This window comes from Cellulomonas sp. EB106-03-03-XG116 (genome assembly GCF_058792015.1).
Window position 1 is genome coordinate 12,731 of the sequence record NZ_JBYTEP010000041.1, and the last position, 17,238, is coordinate 29,968.

Annotated in this window: 18 protein-coding genes; 9 read left to right on the plus strand and 9 right to left on the minus strand. The window is 77.8% G+C overall.

Going from position 1 to position 17,238, the window contains the following annotated elements; genetic code table 11:
• Positions 1-11: 11 nt before the first annotated feature.
• Genes rsmD through AC3WUG_RS14460 form a run of 5 tightly spaced genes read right to left on the minus strand, consistent with a single transcriptional unit; the run spans position 12 to position 6,627 of the window.
• The gene (gene rsmD / locus AC3WUG_RS14440; protein WP_147796049.1) at positions 12-620 is read right to left on the minus strand and encodes a 16S rRNA (guanine(966)-N(2))-methyltransferase RsmD; all 609 of its coding nucleotides are present in this window, start codon (positions 618-620) and stop codon (positions 12-14) included.
• Positions 617-2,287, minus strand: a complete 1,671-nt coding sequence (locus tag AC3WUG_RS14445) for a DUF6297 family protein (RefSeq protein WP_492328311.1) — start codon at positions 2,285-2,287, stop codon at positions 617-619. The genes rsmD and AC3WUG_RS14445 overlap by 4 nt, the downstream gene beginning before the upstream one ends.
• A complete protein-coding gene (locus AC3WUG_RS14450; RefSeq protein WP_492328312.1) occupies positions 2,284-2,976 on the minus strand; it encodes an ABC transporter ATP-binding protein in 693 nt (230 codons plus the stop codon). Before AC3WUG_RS14450 ends, AC3WUG_RS14445 begins: the two co-directional genes overlap by 4 nt.
• A gap of 55 nt (positions 2,977-3,031) precedes the next feature.
• Positions 3,032-5,278 carry an ATP-dependent DNA helicase RecG gene (locus AC3WUG_RS14455; RefSeq protein WP_492328313.1) on the minus strand — a complete coding sequence of 749 codons (2,247 nt, stop codon included), beginning with the start codon at positions 5,276-5,278 and terminating at the stop codon, positions 3,032-3,034.
• The gene (locus AC3WUG_RS14460; RefSeq protein WP_492328314.1) at positions 5,275-6,627 is read right to left on the minus strand and encodes a DAK2 domain-containing protein; all 1,353 of its coding nucleotides are present in this window, start codon (positions 6,625-6,627) and stop codon (positions 5,275-5,277) included. The genes AC3WUG_RS14455 and AC3WUG_RS14460 overlap by 4 nt, the downstream gene beginning before the upstream one ends.
• A gap of 354 nt (positions 6,628-6,981) precedes the next feature.
• Between AC3WUG_RS14460 and rpmB the strand changes: the two genes are divergently transcribed.
• From rpmB to AC3WUG_RS14480, 4 genes are all read left to right on the plus strand, one after another.
• Positions 6,982-7,173 (plus strand): 50S ribosomal protein L28, encoded by a 192-nt coding sequence (gene rpmB, locus AC3WUG_RS14465; RefSeq protein WP_135974635.1) that lies wholly within the window; start codon positions 6,982-6,984, stop codon positions 7,171-7,173.
• A gap of 132 nt (positions 7,174-7,305) precedes the next feature.
• A complete protein-coding gene (locus AC3WUG_RS14470; RefSeq protein ID WP_492328315.1) occupies positions 7,306-7,827 on the plus strand; it encodes a GNAT family N-acetyltransferase in 522 nt (173 codons plus the stop codon).
• 282 nt (positions 7,828-8,109) lie between these two features.
• Complete coding sequence (locus AC3WUG_RS14475) at positions 8,110-8,385, plus strand: type II toxin-antitoxin system Phd/YefM family antitoxin (protein ID WP_492328316.1); 276 nt, start codon at positions 8,110-8,112, stop codon at positions 8,383-8,385.
• Positions 8,382-8,666, plus strand: coding sequence for a type II toxin-antitoxin system RelE family toxin (locus tag AC3WUG_RS14480; RefSeq protein WP_492328317.1), 285 nt, complete (start codon positions 8,382-8,384; stop codon positions 8,664-8,666). The genes AC3WUG_RS14475 and AC3WUG_RS14480 overlap by 4 nt, the downstream gene beginning before the upstream one ends.
• A gap of 55 nt (positions 8,667-8,721) precedes the next feature.
• Here the strand turns inward: AC3WUG_RS14480 and AC3WUG_RS14485 are convergent, their stop codons facing one another.
• Complete coding sequence (locus AC3WUG_RS14485) at positions 8,722-9,741, minus strand: thiamine-phosphate kinase (RefSeq protein WP_492328318.1); 1,020 nt, start codon at positions 9,739-9,741, stop codon at positions 8,722-8,724.
• Positions 9,742-9,915: 174 nt separating this feature from the next.
• Here AC3WUG_RS14485 and AC3WUG_RS14490 point away from each other — a divergent pair, with 174 nt between their 5' ends.
• Complete coding sequence (locus tag AC3WUG_RS14490) at positions 9,916-10,545, plus strand: DUF3515 family protein (protein ID WP_492328319.1); 630 nt, start codon at positions 9,916-9,918, stop codon at positions 10,543-10,545.
• 27 nt (positions 10,546-10,572) lie between these two features.
• On the opposite strand, the gene AC3WUG_RS14495 is transcribed toward AC3WUG_RS14490, so the two are convergent.
• Positions 10,573-11,727: a D-alanine--D-alanine ligase family protein gene (locus AC3WUG_RS14495; RefSeq protein ID WP_492328320.1), complete on the minus strand. Its 1,155-nt coding sequence runs from the start codon at positions 11,725-11,727 to the stop codon at positions 10,573-10,575.
• A 70-nt stretch (positions 11,728-11,797) separates the two neighbouring features.
• On the opposite strand from AC3WUG_RS14495, the gene AC3WUG_RS14500 reads away from it, so the two are divergent.
• Entirely contained in the window at positions 11,798-12,964 is a 1,167-nt protein-coding gene (locus AC3WUG_RS14500; protein WP_492328321.1) for a trans-sulfuration enzyme family protein, read from the plus strand.
• Here AC3WUG_RS14500 and AC3WUG_RS14505 read toward each other — a convergent pair.
• Together AC3WUG_RS14505 and AC3WUG_RS14510 are read right to left on the minus strand one after the other, a co-directional pair.
• Positions 12,961-13,962 (minus strand): NAD(P)H-dependent glycerol-3-phosphate dehydrogenase, encoded by a 1,002-nt coding sequence (locus AC3WUG_RS14505; RefSeq protein WP_492328322.1) that lies wholly within the window; start codon positions 13,960-13,962, stop codon positions 12,961-12,963. The genes AC3WUG_RS14500 and AC3WUG_RS14505 overlap by 4 nt on opposite strands.
• Positions 13,959-14,687 carry a lysophospholipid acyltransferase family protein gene (locus tag AC3WUG_RS14510; protein WP_492328323.1) on the minus strand — a complete coding sequence of 243 codons (729 nt, stop codon included), beginning with the start codon at positions 14,685-14,687 and terminating at the stop codon, positions 13,959-13,961. Before AC3WUG_RS14510 ends, AC3WUG_RS14505 begins: the two co-directional genes overlap by 4 nt.
• Before the next feature lie 281 nt (positions 14,688-14,968).
• Here AC3WUG_RS14510 and AC3WUG_RS14515 point away from each other — a divergent pair, with 281 nt between their 5' ends.
• Genes AC3WUG_RS14515 through AC3WUG_RS14525 form a run of 3 tightly spaced genes read left to right on the plus strand, consistent with a single transcriptional unit; the run spans position 14,969 to position 17,049 of the window.
• Positions 14,969-16,054 carry an ANTAR domain-containing protein gene (locus tag AC3WUG_RS14515; protein ID WP_492328324.1) on the plus strand — a complete coding sequence of 362 codons (1,086 nt, stop codon included), beginning with the start codon at positions 14,969-14,971 and terminating at the stop codon, positions 16,052-16,054.
• Between the two features lie 25 nt (positions 16,055-16,079).
• Positions 16,080-16,253, plus strand: a complete 174-nt coding sequence (locus tag AC3WUG_RS14520; RefSeq protein ID WP_492328325.1) for a hypothetical protein — start codon at positions 16,080-16,082, stop codon at positions 16,251-16,253.
• 4 nt (positions 16,254-16,257) lie between these two features.
• Complete coding sequence (locus AC3WUG_RS14525; RefSeq protein WP_492328326.1) at positions 16,258-17,049, plus strand: GAF and ANTAR domain-containing protein; 792 nt, start codon at positions 16,258-16,260, stop codon at positions 17,047-17,049.
• Positions 17,050-17,238 lie beyond the last annotated feature (189 nt).

Genomic DNA, 17,238 nt, shown 5'->3' on the forward strand with positions numbered 1-17,238 from the left:
AACCTACGCCGTCAGGCCGGGGCGTCCTCGTCGGCGGGGCCGCCGGGCGCGTCGGCCGGCTCGTCGTCGACCGGGCTGCGCGCGCCGAGGTGCACCGCGGTGTCGCCGTACGTCCGGGTGTCGAACCCGTGCATCGCGGTCGGCCAGGGCGGCGGGCCGCTGCGCGTCGACCGCTCGACGACCACCACCGACTCGACCGTCAGCGCGGGCACCAGCGCCGCCAGCACCTCGGCCAGCGTGGCGTCGGGGACGTCGTACGGCGGGTCCAGCAGCACCAGGTCCCACGGCTCGGCGGGCCGCGCGACGTAGGCCTCGACGCGCTCGCGCACGACGTCGACCCGGTCGCGCAGGCCCAGCGCCGCGACGTTCTTCCGGCACACCTCGGCGGCGGCCTTCCCCCACTCGACGAGCACCACGTGCGCCGCCCCGCGGCTCGCCGCCTCGAGGCCGAGCGCGCCCGAGCCGGCGTAGCCGTCCAGCACCCGCGCGTCCTCGACGGCGTCCAGGTGCTCGAGCCGGGAGAACAGCGCCTCGCGCACCCGCTCGCTCGTCGGGCGGGTCCCCGACGGCGGCACCGCGAGCGTGCGCCCGCCGACCGACCCGGCCACGACCCGGGTCACCGGCCGGCCCGCTTCTTCTCGGCCTCGGCGGTCTCCTGCATGTCCGTCATGCGCTCCATCATCGTCTTGGTGCTGGTGCTCGACCCGACCAGCAGCGCGATCGCCGAGACCGCGGCCTGCACGACCACGACCTGCGGCAGGACCGTGCCGAGCGCGACCGACAGCACGACGGGCACCATGCCGAGCACCGCGACGTCCGGGCCGCGGGCCAGCACGGCCGCGACGCCGCCGGGCAGCGCGCCCATCGGCGTCGCCACCAGCGGGCCCTCCCAGTTCGGCGACGGGCGGTACGCGGCCCGCAGCGCGGCCCCGGCCCACACCGGGGCCGACACGACGCCGAGCAGCAGCCACGGCCCGACCTCGCCCTCCCAGCGCCCGACCGCGGCGAACGCGGCGGCCGACCAGAGCAGCATCGCCACGCCCGGCACGATCAGCCGCGCACGGCGCACGGCCTTGGCGGACATCGGCAGCAGCCGGTCGACGATCGGGGCCATCTCGGCGCGGCGCGCGCCCTCCCCCGTCGCCAGCATCCCGACGTACCCGCTGACCAGCACCGCGAGGATCACCCCGAGCACCCCCGCGAGCTGCGGCGTGATGACCACGACGACCGGCACCAGCGCCGACACGACGAGCTGCACCAGGTGCCGCGGCGAGCGCAGCAGCGCCGTGACGTCCGCGACGACCACCGCCGACACGGGGCCGCGGACCAGCCGCATCCGGCGCACCCGGCGCCGCCGCGGCCGCGCCGCGGAGTCCGACAGCGCCCGGCCGAGCTCGCGCGAGTCCATCGACACCAGGGCGCCGGCGGCCTGCGTGGCGACCGAGCCGCTCTCCCGCAGGTCGCGGCCGCGGATCCGGCCGAGCCGGGTGTCCAGCCACCACCACCCGCCGGCGACCGCCACGGCCAGCACCGCCAGCACCCACCAGGGGACGTCCGGCAGCGCGGCGACCCGCCAGCCCGCGAGCGCCGCGACGAGCGCGAGCACGGGTGCCACGCCGATGACCGCGTCGCCCGCGAGCGCCGTCACCCGGCGCGGCACCCCGCGGCTCTGCAGGTGCCCGGCCAGCAGCGCCAGCCCCGCGCACACCAGCGCGGCCGTGCCGCCCAGCCGCAGCACGTGGCCGACGCCGTGGTCCGCGAGCAGGCCGCCGTCCAGCAGCGCGAGCACCACGCCGCCGATCAGTCCGGACGCGATCGGCAGCCGGAGCGAGGCCGGGCGGAGCAGGCCGCGGCGGTCCACCGGCGTGCCGAGCCACCAGGTCGCCTCGGCGCCGCCCGCGCCCACCGGCCCGAGCCGGGCGCTGAGCGACAGCACCACGCCCGCGACGACGAACGCCGCCACCGCCACGACCGTCGGCAGGCTGATGCCCGAGCGCAGCGCCTGGTCGGGCACGTGCGGCAGCGTCGAGCGGAGCTGCCCGGCGAGCCCGAGGGCCACGCCGAGGCCGATCGCGGACATGACCACCGCGTAGTAGACGTCGCCGAGCACCTCGCCGATGCCGGCGCCCGACCGGCGACGGGCCACCTGCGCGGTGTACCGGCGGATCGAGCGGGCACCCGGGACCGGCGTCCGGCCCTCCGTGGGGACGACGGCGGGCTCGGGGACGTCGTCCCAGCCGGAGGCGGGGGCGGGGGCGTCGTCGGCGGTGGCGGTGAACTCGCTCACAGCACGCCCGGCCGCAGCGCCTCGACGGCGTCCGCGGTGCTGAGCAGGCGCGAGTGGTCGTCGGCGACGAGCACCGCGCGGTCCGCCACCACGCGCAGCAGCTCGGGGTCGTGCGTCGCCAGCAGCACCGAGCCGCCCGCGCGCTTCTCCTCGACCAGCCGCTGCGCCAGGTGGTCGCGCATCGTCACGTCGAGGCGCTGCTCGGGCTCGTCGAGCACCAGCAGCGACCGCGGGCGCACCAGCCCGGCGGCGAGCAGCAGCCGCCGGCGCTGGCCCGAGGAGAGCGCGACCGGCAGCGCCGCGGCGTGCTCGGCGAGGCCGAACTCGTCGAGCAGCTCCGCCACGACCGAGTCCGCGCCCTGCACGCCGTGCCCGCGGGCCGTGAGGTACAGGTGCTCGGCCACCGTGAGCGCCGGGAAGTACGCGTCGTCGTCCAGCACGCTCGACACCCGGGTGCGGAACCCGACCTCGCGCTCGTCCACGGCGCGGCCCAGCACCTCCACCCGGCCGCCGACCGGCTCCAGCAGGCCGAGCACGGCGCGCAGCACCGTCGACTTGCCCGAGCCGTTCGCGCCGACCAGCGCGAGGGCCTTCCCGGGCGGGAGGGTGAACGAGACCGGGGCGCACACGGGCTCCCCGCCGTACCCGACGAGCAGATCGACGGCACGGATCACGGGCTGCTTCGACACGGGCAGCAGCGTACGCACCGCAGCCGGTGCCTCCGACGGGACCGACGGCCCGCCGTCAGGTCCGGTCGAGGAACTCCTCGCGCTCCCCCGCCAGCATGTGCTGGATCGCCGCGGCGAGCGCCGGGTGCTCGTCCAGGTCCGGGTCCGCGTCGACGAGCTCCCGTGCCGCGACCCGGGCGCGCTCGATCACCTCGGCGTGCTCCGTCACCTTGAGCAGCCGGAGCGACGAGCTCCCGCCGGACTGCGCGGCCCCGAGCACGTCGCCCTCGCGGCGCAGCGCCAGGTCCACCGCCGCGAGCTCGAACCCGTCGCGCGTGGCCGCGAGCGTGCCGAGCCGGGTCGCCGCGTCGGTGCCCTCGGGGGCGTCCGCGACCAGCAGGCACACCCCGGGCCTCGTCCCGCGGCCGATCCGCCCGCGGAGCTGGTGCAGCTGCGAGATGCCGAACCGGTCCGCGTCCAGCACCACCATCACGGTCGCGTCCGGCACGTCGACGCCGACCTCGATCACGGTCGTCGACACCAGCACCGGCACCGCGCCCGAGGCGAAGTCCGCGAGCGCCCGGTCCTTGTCCTCGGGCGTCATCCGTCCGTGCAGCTCCCCGACCGCGACGCCGCGCAGCGCGGGCGTGCCGCGCAGCAGCTCCGCGACCTCCACCACCGCGTGCAGCGGGCGCTGCGGGCGGCCGTCCTGGTCCTCCGGCGGGTCGTCGGTCACCAGGTCCGCGCCGTCGACGTCGGCCTTCTTCGCGTCGCCGTCGATCCGCGCGCACACCACGTAGGCGCGGCCGCCGCGGTCGACCTCCTCGCGGATGCGCTGCCACGTGCGCTCGAGCCAGGCGGGCTTGTCCGCCGGGACCACGTGCGTCACGACGTCCGCGCGGCCCTTCGGCACCTCGCGGAGCGTCGACGTCTCCAGGTCGCCGAACACCGTCATCGCGACGGTGCGCGGGATCGGCGTCGCCGTCATCACGAGCAGGTGCGGCACGCCCCCGGCCTTGGCCCGCAGCACGTCGCGCTGCTCCACGCCGAACCGGTGCTGCTCGTCCACCACCACCAGGCCGAGGTCCGCGAACTGCACGTGCTCGGACAGCAGCGCGTGCGTGCCCACCACGATCCCCGCGGCCCCGCCCGCGATCTCGCCGAGCGCCCGCCGCCGGGCCGCCGACCCCTGCGAGCCGGTCAGCAGCGCCACCCGCGTCGCCACCTCCGCCCCGCCGAGCATCCCGGCCTCCGCCAGGTCGCCCAGCAGCGCCTGCAGCGTGCGGGCGTGCTGCGCCGCGAGCACCTCCGTGGGGGCCAGCAGCGCCGCCTGGCCGCCGGCGTCGACCACCTGGAGCATCGCGCGCGCCGCCACCACCGTCTTGCCCGAGCCGACCTCGCCCTGCAGCAGCCGCTGCATCGGGCTGTCGGACGCGAGCTCCGCGGCGATCTGCGCGCCGATCTCTCGCTGGCCGCCCGTCAGCTCGAACGGCAGCCGCGCGTCGAACGCGTCCAGCAGCCCGCCCGCGCGCGCCGGCCGGGCGACCGCCGCCTGCGCGGCGAACCGCGCCTTGCGGCGGGCCAGCTCGGCCTGGAGGACGAACGCCTCCTCGAACCGCAGCCGCGCCACCGCCCGGTCCTTCTCGGTGTCGTCGAGCGGGTGGTGCACCCCCTGGAGCGCGTCCACGATCCCCGGCATGCCGCCGCGGACCTCGTCGGGCAGGGGGTCCGGGAGGTCGGCGGGGGTGAGCAGGCGGCGCACCATCTCGACCGCGGAGACCACCGCCTCGTTCCGCAGGCCCGCGGTCAGGCCGTAGACCGGCCGGGGCCGCCGCGACTCGACCAGGCGCTGCGCCTCGTCCTCGAACGACATCGGGTCGTCGACCTCGAACTCGGGGTGCAGGAGCTGGAGCTGGCCGCGGTACTCCTTGACCGTGCCCGAGAACAGGCCGGTCACGCCCGGCTTGAGCTGCTGCTCGAAGTGCCGCAGGGCGCCCGCGTGCTTCGCGAACCAGGTCAGGAGCAGGGTCTGCGGCCCGTTCCGCACCACCACCTCGAGGATCGCGCCGCCCCGCGACCGCATCGTGCGGGTCGTCGAGCGGTCGACCACGCCGTCCACCGTCACGTGCTCCCCGATGCGCAGGTGCCCGATCGTCGCCGGGTCGCCCCAGCGCGAGTACCGGCGGGGGTAGTAGCGCAGCAGGTCGCCGACGGTGTGCAGCCCGAGCTTGGCGAGCTTCTTGGCGGCGCCCGGGACGTACGTGCCGAGGTCCTGCTCCAGGTACGGCAGCGGCTGCACCACCGCGTCGTGGGGGACGGTCACGGGCGCGCCTCCGTCGGGGTGGTGGGGGTGGTGGGGGTCTCGGGACCCGCGAGGTCCCCGGTGGTCGTGGGGGCCTCGTCCGTCGCGGGGACCGCGTCCGTCGCGGGGACCGCGAGGGCGGCGAGCGCCGCGAGCACCCCGGCGTCGTCGGTCGCCCCGGGCGGGACGACCCACCCGGGGTCGAGGGCGGCGGCGTCGAGCCGGTCGCCGGGCAGCACGACGACCGCCCCCTGCCCGGCGGGTCCCGTCGCCCCGGCCTCGCCCGCCGCGTGCACCGGGACCTGCGCCTCCTGCGCCGCCCGGCGCACCGCGGCCCGGGCCTCGTCCGCGGGGGTGCCGTCCGGCAGCAGCACCGCGACCGCGCCGGCGTCCGCGAGCGCCGCGGCGACCTCGCCCGAGCCGGTGCACGCGACCACGGGCCGGGCCGCGCCGAGCAGCGTCCGCACGGTCGCCGTCCACCGCGCGCCGGAGCCCGCCAGGGCCGCGGCGGCCTCGCCGGGCGCCGCCGCGTGCACGTGCGCCGTCACGAGCCCGCCCCCGGGCACCACCGCGACCGCGTCGCCCACCTCGGCCAGCGCGTCCGCGAGCCCGCGCGCCACCCGGTCGGCGCCGGCCCCGCCGTCCGCCCCGTCGATCCGCAGCAGCGCGACGACCTCGTAGCCGTGCGCCCCGGCGGTCTCCCCTGGCCCGGCACCCGCCGGCTCCGCCCCGTCGTGGGCGTCGAGCCACGCGACGTCGACCGGTCCGGCCGAGCCGGCGAGGGCGGCGGCCAGCGCGTCGAGCAGCACCAGCAGCGCGCACGCGCCGGCGTCGACCACCCGGGCCGAGCGGAGCACCGGGTGCCCCGCGCTGATCCGGGCGAGGTCCGTGCGCCCCGCCGCGACCCCCGCGCCGAGCGCCGCCGCCTCGTCCACGCCGGGCGCCGCCGCCCGCCCCGCGGCGTCGGCCACGACCGCGGCGACGGTCAGCACCGTCCCGTCCTCCGGCTCGGGCACCGCCGAGCGCGCCGCCGCGGCCGCCGCGGCCAGCGCGTCGGGCAGCGACCCGGACGCCTCGCCGGCCAGCCCGCCGAGGTACCGGCTGAGGATCACCCCGGAGTTCCCGCGCGCCGACAGCAGGGCTCCGCGCGCGAGCGCCCGGAGCACCGTCGCCCCGTCCGCGCCGGCGGGCAGCGCCGCGACCTCGTCCGCCGCCCCGCGCACCGTGAGCAGCACGTTCGTCCCGGTGTCGCCGTCGGGCACCGGGAACACATTGACCGCGTCGATCCGCTCGCGCGCCGCCTCGAGCGCCGGCACCGCGCGGCCCAGCCAGTCGCGCAGCACGCCGCCGTCCCCGAGTCGCCCAGCCACGTCCGCGCGCAGTCCTCTCGTCGTCCCGGCCGCGGTCCGGGCACCCGCCCGCCGACGACCGCGCGGGCCGATCGCCCGTGCGGCCCCTACTCTGCCGCACGCGACCGACAGCACCCCGGTCGTCCCCAGCCCCGGCCCGTCCGGTCGGCCCCGCCGCGGGGTGTGACGGACGTCGTTTTGAGGGTCGCGGCCCTCGTGGGCTAGTCTTGTCCGGTTGCCTGGTCACTGCCGGGCACGGGTGTGCCCCTCGGAACGGTCCTCGGACCGCCGGTGCGGGCCCCACCGACCAACCAGGACTTGCCGCCCGGGACTCCCTCCCGAGCGGCGTGCAATGACCGGATACAGGAGAAGACCGTGGCTGCCAACTGCGACGTCTGCGCCAAGGGCCCGAGCTTCGGGCACAGCATCTCGCACTCGCACGTGCGCACCAAGCGCCGCTGGAACCCGAACATCCAGCGCGTGCGCGTGGTGGTCGCGGGCACCCCGAAGCGCCTCAACGTCTGCACCTCGTGCCTCAAGGCCGGCAAGGTCCAGCGCGCCGTCTGAGCGACTCGTGCCGAAGGCCCGTGCGGTTCGTCCGCGCGGGCCTTCGTGCTGCCCGGGGGCGATCTCGGCCGACCGCGGGGCGACCGGGAGAACGGCCTGTGTCGGCGCCCTCCCGTGTGGCACGCTGAGCGCATGAGCGAGCAGCGCCGCGAGCACACGGTCCGGCCCGCCGAGCCCCGGGACGCCGCCGGCATCGCCGCCGTGCACGTCCGGACGTGGCAGCACGCGTACGCGGGCCTCGTCCCCGACAGCTACCTGTCCTCCCTCGACGTCGACCGGCGGACCGAGGTCTGGGCGCGCGACCTCGGGCACGGGAGCCGGCTGCGCGCGTGGGTCGCGACCCTGGAGCCCGAGGAGGTCGTCGGGTTCATCTCGCTGGGCCCCGCCCTGGACGAGGACGCCGAGCGCTCCGCGCTGCAGGTGTACGCCCTCTACCTCGACCACGGGATGTGGGGCTCCGGCGTCGCGCGCGAGCTGCTGCGCACCGCCATGCAGGACGTCCCGCCGCGCGTCCCCGTCACGCTCTGGGTGTTCGCCGACAACGAGCGCGCCCGGCACTTCTACCGCCGGCACGGCTTCCAGCCCGACGGGACCGAGCGCACCGAGGACGTCGGCGGCGCCGCCCTGCTCGAGGTCCGGTACCGCCGCCGCTGACCGCCGGTTCCGAGGGCGTCTCCACCGACGAGGCGCCCGCCGGGCTCGTCGCCACGCACAGCGCCGCGCTCGTGGGCGGCCACCGAGCCCTCCACAGCCTGCGTCGCGCGCACCGTCCCCAGGCCGCCCGATCGCGGATCCGGCGACGTCGCGACCGGGCCCGGCGTCGGAGCCATGCGCGATGACGTGAAACCCCACACCACCCAGGCCGGCCGGGTGGGCGCCGGCCCCGCGACGGCGACGCCTGTTCGACCACTCCCCAACGGACTAGAATTCTGGTCTATGGAGCAGACCTCGCTGTCGGACGCCAAGGCGCACCTGAGCGCGTACGCCGCGGACGTCGTGCGGACGCACAACCGCATCTCGATCACCCGCAACGGTCGCCGGGAGCTCGTGCTGATGAGCGCCGACGACCTGGATGCGCTCGAGGAGACCCTGGACGTGCTCCGCGACGAGCGGCTCGTGCAGGAGCTGCGCGACGCGCGCCGGGAGATCGCCGACGGCCTCGTCTCGTTCGAGCGACCGGTGTGGGCCGGTCCGCCGACCGACGCCCCGTGAGCTACGAGATCGGCTGGCTGCCCACCAGCCGGCGGGCGCTCGACCGGCTCCCCGAGCACGCGGCGACCGCGGCGATCGCGGCGATCGCGGCGATCGAGTTCGTCTACGGCCCGCTGCGCGAGAACCCGTACCGGGTCGGCAAGCGGCTGCGCGCGCCGCTGGACGACACCCACTCCGCCCGCCGTGGCGCGTACCGCGTGCTGTACGTGATCGACGAGCAGGCCGGGACCGTCGTGATCACGAGCGTCGAGCACCGCCGCGACGCGTACCGCCCGCACTGAGCGCGAGCGCGCCGACGCCCGGCTGGTCCCCTGGCGCGACGCCACCGACCAGGCTCTAGCGCCGGAAGTGCTCCCAGCCGGTCGCGACCGCGGGACGCACGCCGCCGACCAGCACCGTTCCTGCCACCCGGTCGGCGCCCGCACCGGCCTCGCCCACGACGCCGATCCGCCGGAACCCCTCGGGCAGCGCCGCCCCCGCGGGGAACGTCGCCAGCAGGCCGTGGTCCTCGCCCCCGCCGAGCAGCCACGCGACCGGGTCGGCGCCGAGGGCCGCCGCGGCCCGGGCCAGGGCGTCGAGGTCGCCGCCGAGCGCGCGCGCCGGGTCGTCGAGGTCCAGCACCACGCCGCTCGCCGCGGCCAGCCGCTCGCCGTCGCGCAGCAGCCCGTCCGAGACGTCGAGCATCGCGGTGGCGCCGCCTGCCGCGGCCGCCGGTCCCGCCGCGAGGGGCGGCTGGGGGCGGCGGTGCACGGCGACGACCGCCGGGTCGGCGTCCGCGCGCCCCGCGTCGAGGAGCGCGAGCCCCGCGGCCGAGCGGCCCACGGTCCCCGCGAGCGCGACGACGTCCCCGGGCCGGGCGCCGGAGCGCAGGACGGGGTCGGCCCCCGCGAGGTCGCCGTGCACGGTCACCGCGACGACGACGGACGCGCCCCCGGACAGGTCACCGCCGACGACGCCCGCCCCGACGGTCCCGCACGCCGCGCCGAGCCCGCGCGCCAGGCCCTCGACCCACGCGACGGGCAGGTCGCCGGGGACGACCAGCGAGACGACGACCGCGGTCGGCCGGGCGCCCATGGCGGCGACGTCGGCCAGGTTCTGCATGGCGGCGCGCCAGCCGACGTCCTCGCCGCTGGACCACGCGCGCCGGAAGTGCCGGTCCTCGACGAGGACGTCGGTCGACACGACGAACCGCCCGTCCGGCGCGGCGAGGACGGCGGCGTCGTCGCCCGGCCCGAGCAGGGTGCGGTCGCCTGCGGGCAGGTGCGGGAAGATCCGGGCGAGCAGGCCGTCCTCGGACAGGTCGGCCACGGTGGGTCCGGCGGCGTCGGGCTGGTCGGGGGCGGCGCGGTCGGTCACGCCCGCCACGGTAGCGCCCGCGGCACCGGCGCCGGCCGCGACGGCTCCCCCGCGCGCGCCCGGCGCCCCGCTCGCGCCCGGCGCCCCGCTCGCGCCCGCACGCACCGCGCGTCAGCCCGCACCCTCCCCCGCCGCGGTGCGGGCCCGCCGGCCGCGCCGGGTTACCGTGGCCCGGTGAGCCGCTCCCCCCGCCGACGCCCCGCCCGCACCGCCGCAGGGACGGCCGCGCTGGCGCTGGCCTGCGTGCCGCTGCTCGCCGGCTGCGCGTCGACCGTCGGGGTCGCGGTGGCCCCGGACGCGGCGGACCCGGCGTGCGCGCGAGTCGTGCTGGCGCTGCCCGAGTCGCTCGGCGACGGGCTGGAGGAGCTGCGCACGACGAGCCAGGCGACCTGGGCGTGGGGCGACCCGACGGACCCGGTGACGCTGCGCTGCGGCGTGGCGGTGCCCGGCCCGACGACCGAGCAGTGCGTGACGATGGAGACGGCCGGCGGGACGAGCATCGACTGGCTGGTGCGCGCGGACGCGGAGCCCGCCGACGCCGACGCCGACCCCGACGCAGGCGACGACCCCGGCGACCCCGAGGCCTCCGCCGGCGCGACGGCCGGTGCCACCGCGGACCCGTCGTCCGGCGCGGACGCGCTGCTCGAGCCCGGCTCGTCCGACTGGACGTTCGTGACCTACGGCCGCGACCCCGCGGTGGAGGTGCACGTCCCGGCCGCGGTGGTGGCGGAGCGGTCGACGTCGTTCCTGGACGCGCTCAGCCCGGCGATCGCCCAGGTCGAGGCGACCCGCGCCTGCCTCTGACCCGCTCCCTCGCGAGGCCCGGTCCCCTCAGCGCAGCCCGGTCGGCCGCTCGAGCGCGAGCTGCAGCAGCTCGTCCAGCAGGTCGGCGTAGGACAGCCCGCTCTGCTGCCACATCCGCGGGTACATCGAGAACGGGGTGAACCCGGGCATCGTGTTGATCTCGTTGACGATGACCTCGCCGCCCGGCGTCACGAACACGTCGACCCGCCCGAGCCCCTCGCCGTCGACGGCCTCGAAGGTCCGCACGGCGACGTCCTGCACGCGGGCGATGACGTCCTCGGGCAGGTCGGCGGGGCAGGACAGCTGGACCGCGGCCTCGTCGAGGTACTTGGCCTCGAAGTCGTAGAAGCCGTGGGTCGCGTCGGTGACGACGATCTCGCCCGGCAGGGACGCCCGCGGGCGCGCGCCGCCGCGGCCGCCGAGGACGGCGCACTCGATCTCGCGCCCGACGATGCCGGCCTCGATCACGACCTTGGGGTCGTGCTCCTGGGCGGCGGCGACGGCGGCGGGCAGGTCGGCGGGGTCGACGACCCGGGTGATGCCGATGCTGGACCCGGCGCGGGCCGGCTTGACGAACAGCGGCAGCCCGAGCGCGGCGATCCGGGCGCGGACGCCGTCGCGGTCGGTCTCCAGGTCGTCGCCGCGCAGGGTGACGAACGGACCGACGGGCAGCCCGGCGCCCGCGAGCACGACCTTCATGAAGTGCTTGTCCATGCCCACGGCGGAGGCGAGCACGCCGGCGCCGACGTACCGGACGTCGGCGAGCTCCAGCATGCCCTGGAGCGTCCCGTCCTCGCCGAACGGCCCGTGCAGCAGCGGCAGGACGACGTCCACGGCGCCGAGGTCCACGGCGGGCGACCCGGGCTCGATGACCTGCAGCTCGCGCGAGCCGACCTCCTGCGGGAGCAGGACCTGCTCGGGGACGGCCTCGACCTCGGGCAGCCGGCCGTCCACGATGGCCCAGCGGTCCGGGTCGTCGGCGACGCGCACCCACCGGCCCCGGGGGGTGATGCCGATCGGCAGCACGTCGTACCGCTCCCGGTCGATCGCGCGGAGCACGGCCCCGGCGGTGGCGCACGAGATGGCGTGCTCGCTCGAGCGCCCCCCGAACAGCACGAGCACCCGGGGGCGGCTGGCGGCGGACGCGGCGGGCCCGGACACGGGCTCAGGGAGGCTGGACATCGCCCGGCAGCCTAGCCGCTGGGTGGGACGGGACCGTCGACGCCGCGCGCGTGCGCGTAGCCTGCGGCCCGTGACCCAGCACGCGCACGACGCCGACCTGTCCCGCGAGACCCTCGCCGTGACGGCGGGCCGCCCCGCCCGCGCGCAGGGCGCGCCCGTGAACCCCCCGGTGGTGCTGTCCTCGACGTACGTGTCGCAGGGCGTGCCGCAGCCCGGCGAGATGATGTACGCCCGCGGCGACACCGAGACGTGGGGCCCGTTCGAGGCGACGCTCGGCGCGCTGGAGGGCTCGGCGCACCCGGCGCTGGTGCTGGGCTCCGGCATGGCCGCGATCGCCGCGGCGCTGTCGCTCGTCCCGCACGGCGGCCGGCTGGTCCTCCCCCGGCACGCGTACCAGGTGACGCTGGGCTACGCCCGCGACCTGGCGGGTCGCTCGGACGTCGAGGTGCAGCAGGTCGACATCGCGGACACAGACGCCGTGGTCGCCGCGCTCGACCCGGCCGCGTCGCCGACGGGCCGCGCGACGTCGATGCTGTGGGTCGAGTCGCCGACGAACCCGATGCTCGAGGTGGCGGACCTGCCGGCGCTCGTCGCCGCGGGCCACGCCGCAGGCGCGCTCGTGGCGGTGGACAACACGTTCGCGACGCCGCTGGTGCAGCGCCCGCTGGAGCACGGCGCGGACGTCGTCGTGCACTCGGTGACGAAGTACCTCGCGGGCCACAGCGACGTCGTGCTCGGCGCGGTGCTCACGGACGACGCCGCGCTGCGGGAGCAGCTGCACGGCTACCGCACGGTGCACGGCGCGATCGCCGGCCCGTTCGAGGTCTACCTGGCCCTGCGCGGCATCCGCACGCTCGCGCTGCGCGTGGAGCGCGCGCAGCGCACCGCGCTGGACCTGGCCCAGCGGCTCGCGGCGCACCCCGGCGTCGTCGAAGTGCGGCACCCCGGCCTCCCCGGCGACCCGGGCCACGCGCGCGCGACCGCGCAGATGTCCGGCTACGGCTCGATCATCGGCCTGCGCCCGGCGGGCGGGGCGGCCGGCGCGGACGCGCTGGTGGCGGCGCTGCGGCTGTGGGTGCCGGCGACGAGCCTCGGCGGGGTGGAGTCCAGCATCGAGCGCCGCCGCCGGTTCGCCACCGAGTCGCCCACGGTCCCGGAGGACCTGCTGCGGCTCAGCGTGGGCATCGAGGACGTCGAGGACCTCTGGCGGGACCTCGACCGCGCGCTGCGCGGCTAGACGCCCTCGGCCCTGCGCGGTCGTCCGAGCAGCAGCGACGCCAGCGCGTCCACGGGCAGGCCCTCGTGCAGGACCTGCACGACCGCGTGCGTGATCGGCATCTCGACGCCGACCCGCTCGGCCAGGTCGAGCACGGACCGGGACGACTTGACGCCCTCGGCCGTGCCGCCGGTCGCCGCGACGGCCTCGTCCAGCGACAGCCCGCGGCCGACAGCCAGGCCCAGCCGGTGGTTCCGCGAGTCGGGCGACGCGCAGGTCGCCATGAGGTCGCCCATGCCCGCGAGCCCCGGGAAGGTCTCGGCCTTCGCGCCCAGCGCCAGGCCCAGCCGCGTGATCTCCACCAGGCCCCGCGTGATGACGGTCGCCATCGTGTTGTAGCCGAGCCCCCGCCCCTGGGAGATGCCGACGGCCAGGGCGATGACGTTCTTCACGGCGCCGCACAGCTCCACGCCGACGACGTCGTCGTTCGTGTAGGGCCGGAAGTACGCCGACGCGCACGCGGCGGCGACCCGCTCGGCGGTGCCGGCGTCGGCGGACGCGACGACGGTCGCGGTCGGCTGGCGCGCGGCGATCTCGGCGGCCAGGTTCGGCCCGGACAGCACGGCGAGCCGCTCGGCGGGCAGGCCGAGGGCCTCCCCCATGACCTCGCTCATCCGGCGGTCGGTGGCGAGCTCGACGCCCTTCATCAGCGACACGGCGACGGCGCCCGGCGCGAGCGCGTCGGCCAGCGGGGTCAGCACGGCGCGCGCGGACTGGGACGGCACGGCGACCGCCACGACGTCGGCGCCGGCGACGGCCGCGACCGGGTCGGCCTCCCCCGTGACGCGCTCGGGCAGGTCGACGCCCGGCAGGTAGCGCTCGTTGCGGTGGTCGCGGGCGATGGCCTCGCACACCGCGGCGTCGCGGCCCCAGACGGTGACGTCGCAGCCCGCGTCCGCCAGCACGGCCGCGAACGTGGTGCCCCAGGCGCCGGCCCCGAGGACGGCGGCGCGGGTCACGTGAGGTCCGTCGTCGCGCCGCCCGGGCGCCGCATGTCGTAGGGCTCGGCCGGCGGGGTCTCCCCCCGCACGTCGGCGAGCAGGGCGGTGATCGCGGTCATGACGCGGCCGGTGGCCTCGCGCAGCGTCGCGGCGTCGAGCGGCCGGTCGTAGAGGTCCGACAGGTCGACCGGGGGGCCGGCGACGATCGTGACCTTCTTCGGCGGGATCGGCTTGAACAGCTTCCGGTACCGCCCGAGCAGGTCCTGCGCGCCCCACTGGGCGATCGGGACGACGGGCGCGCGCGAGGTCAGCGCGAGGCGGGCGACGCCGGTCTTGGCCACCATCGGCCACAGGTCGGGGTCCCGGGTCAGCGTGCCCTCGGGGAACACCGCGACGCACTCGCCCTCCGCGAGGGCGGCCTCGGCGGCGCGCAGCGAGTCGCCGGCCTTCGCGGTGTTCCGGTAGACGGGGATCTGCCCCGAGGAGCGCAGCACCCAGCCGAGGACCGGCACGCCGAACAGCGAGGACTTGGCGAGGATCTTCGGCGCCACCCCGTTGTCGTAGAGGTAGTGCGCGAAGGTCACCGGGTCGACGTTGGTCATGTGGTTCCCGGCGGCGATGAACCCGGTGCCGGCCGGCAGGTGCTCGGCGCCCCGCCAGTCGCGCCGCGTGATCGCGTACAGCACGGGGCGCAGGACGCGGGCGATGTTGCGGTAGGACCGGTTCGCACGGGGGGGATGCACGGGAGCCGATGCTACCCGGCGGGGCGGCGGCGCCCGTCGGCTCGCCCCGCCCCCGCGGGGCGGCCGGGCGACCCGGGCCGCCAAGAGTAGAGGGTGGCGTGCCGGGCGCAACCGGGGAAGCGGGTGCCGACGTGCGCCGGGCGCTCCGATTTGGCACTATCGACCCCGGTCCCCTCGGCTCACCCCAGGGCCGCCGCGCATCGTTGGGACGAAGCGAGCTGCGCGAGAAACCTGGTGCGACGTGCACGAACGCCGTCGCACCTCGGCTTCGGAGCACCACATTGTCCGTTTCCTCTCGTCCCTCGACCACGTCGACGCAGCCGCGGTCGGTCGCCCCGGGGACCTTCCACGTGCTCGGCGAGGGCGACTCGCTCGCCTGGTCCGAGCCCGTCTACCGGCTGCACGGCTTCGAGCCCGGGGACGTCGTCCCCTCGACGGCCCTGATGCTGGCGCACTGCCACCGCGAGGACCGCGCGGCCCTGGAGGCGGTGCTCCGCGCGGCACCCGTCCCCGGCGGCGACGGCAGCAGCGTGCGCTATCGCCTGCTCGACACCGCCGGCACCGAGCGCTCCGTGCTCGCCGTGCTGGCGCCGGGCCTCGACCCGCGGCACGCCCACCACGTCGCGGACGGCGACGGCCGCGCCGCGCCCGACCACGACGGCCACCCGGTGGCGGACGGGGCCGCGCACCACGACGGCCGGCCGGCCGAGCGGCTGGGCCTGCTGATCGACCTCGGCGCGGAGATCGGCGCGACCGCCGCCCGCCGGGCCGACGACATGCTCGCGGCGGCGATCGCGTCCCGCGAGGTCATCGACCAGGCCAAGGGCGCCGCGATGCTCGCCTACGGCCTGGACGGCACGGCGGCGTTCGAGTTCCTCCGCTGGCACTCCGAGCACCTCAACGTGAAGGTCCGGGGCGTCGCGGAGCGGCTGCTGGAGTCGCTCCCGGGCCGGCCGGCCGACCGCGACCCCCGCGACGTCCTGGACACCGCCCTCGCCGGCCTCGCCGCCACGCCGGGCTCCCCGGCGGCCGCGGGCCACCCGGTCGACGGGCCGACGCTGCCCGCCTCGCTCACCGTCCGGCACGTGCCGGAGGGGCGGACGGTGGTCGCGCGCCTCGAGGGCGAGGTCGACGCCGCGACGGCCCCGACGCTGGTCGCCGGCCTGGCGGAGGCGCTCAAGGCGGTCCCGCCGCACGGCACGCTGGTGCTCGACGGCTCCGGCCTGCTGCGGCTCGGCCCCGTCGCGGCGCTGCACATCGCCCGGCTGCGCCGGCGCGCCGAGAACGCGGGCGTCCAGCTCCGGATCGTGCCGCCGGCGTCGGCCCGCCCCGAGATGCGGCCGGAGGGTCCCGGCACGAGCATGTGAGGGACGTCCGACGAGGAGGACCCGCATGAGCCACGACCCGACCGAGCACCCCGACGGCCCGCTGCCCGACGGCGACCCGGACGACCGGGCGGAGCAGAGCACGCCGGGCTCCGACGGCGACGGGCCCGAGGCGGGCTACACCGGCACCGAGGGCGCGGACGACGCGCCGGAGGGTGCCGGGCCCGCCGACGGGCGCTGAGGCGGTGAGCGCCGTGGCGCAGCCCGGCACGCCCGGCGGCCCCGCGCAGGACGCGGGGCCGGAGGCGTGGCGGGTCGGGGCGCTCGACGAGATCCACGAGCTGCTGGTGTCGGCGGTCCCCGTCGACGAGCTGCTCGACGTGATCGTCGGCCACGCCGCCCGCCGCGCGGGCGGCTCCGCCGCGATCACGGTCCGGCTGGGCCGGACGACCGCCGTCGCGGCGGCGTCCGACCCGCTCGCCTCGGCCTGCGACCGCGCGGAGCAGGAGGCCGGCGACGGGCCGTGCCTCGACGCCTCGCGCGAGCAGCGCCGGATCACCGTGCCCGACGTGCGCGACGACCGGCGGTGGCCCACGTGGCGGGAGGCGACGCTCGCCGCCGGGTTCCGCGCCACCGCCGCCCTGCCCGCGGCACGCCGCGACGGGCTGGACGTCGACCTCGCCATCGACCTGTACCACCGCCGGCCCGGCGCGTGGGACGAGGACGTCCTCGCCGACGTCGCCCGGCTGGCCGACGACGCCGCGCGCGCCGTGGCCGTCGCCGCGCAGGCCCAGGAGCAGCGCCGCACGAACGAGGACCTGCGCAGCGCCATGGCCGCGCGCGCCGTCATCGACCAGGCCCTCGGGGTGGTGATGGCCCAGAACAGGTGCGGCCCCGAGGAGGCCTTCGACATCCTCCGCCGGGCCTCGCAGACCCGGAACCAGAAGATGCGGGACCTCGCCGCCTCGATCGTCGCCTCGGTGTCCGGCCAGGAGCCGCACAGCCCGCACGACTTCCGCGAGCGCCCGCTGCGCTGAGCGTGGCGGGTGGCGGGCGGCCCCCGCCCGGCGGCACGCCCCGCGCGACCACGCCGCCGGTCGGCGCGTCCCCCTGCGGCGCGCCGACCGCGGCGCTGTCCGGAGGGCGCCTCCCGTGCCGCCCGCGGGGGCGGCGGTCGGTGCCTCGGGGCGTCCCCGGCCCCGGCCCAACGGTCCGGGCCGTCCCTG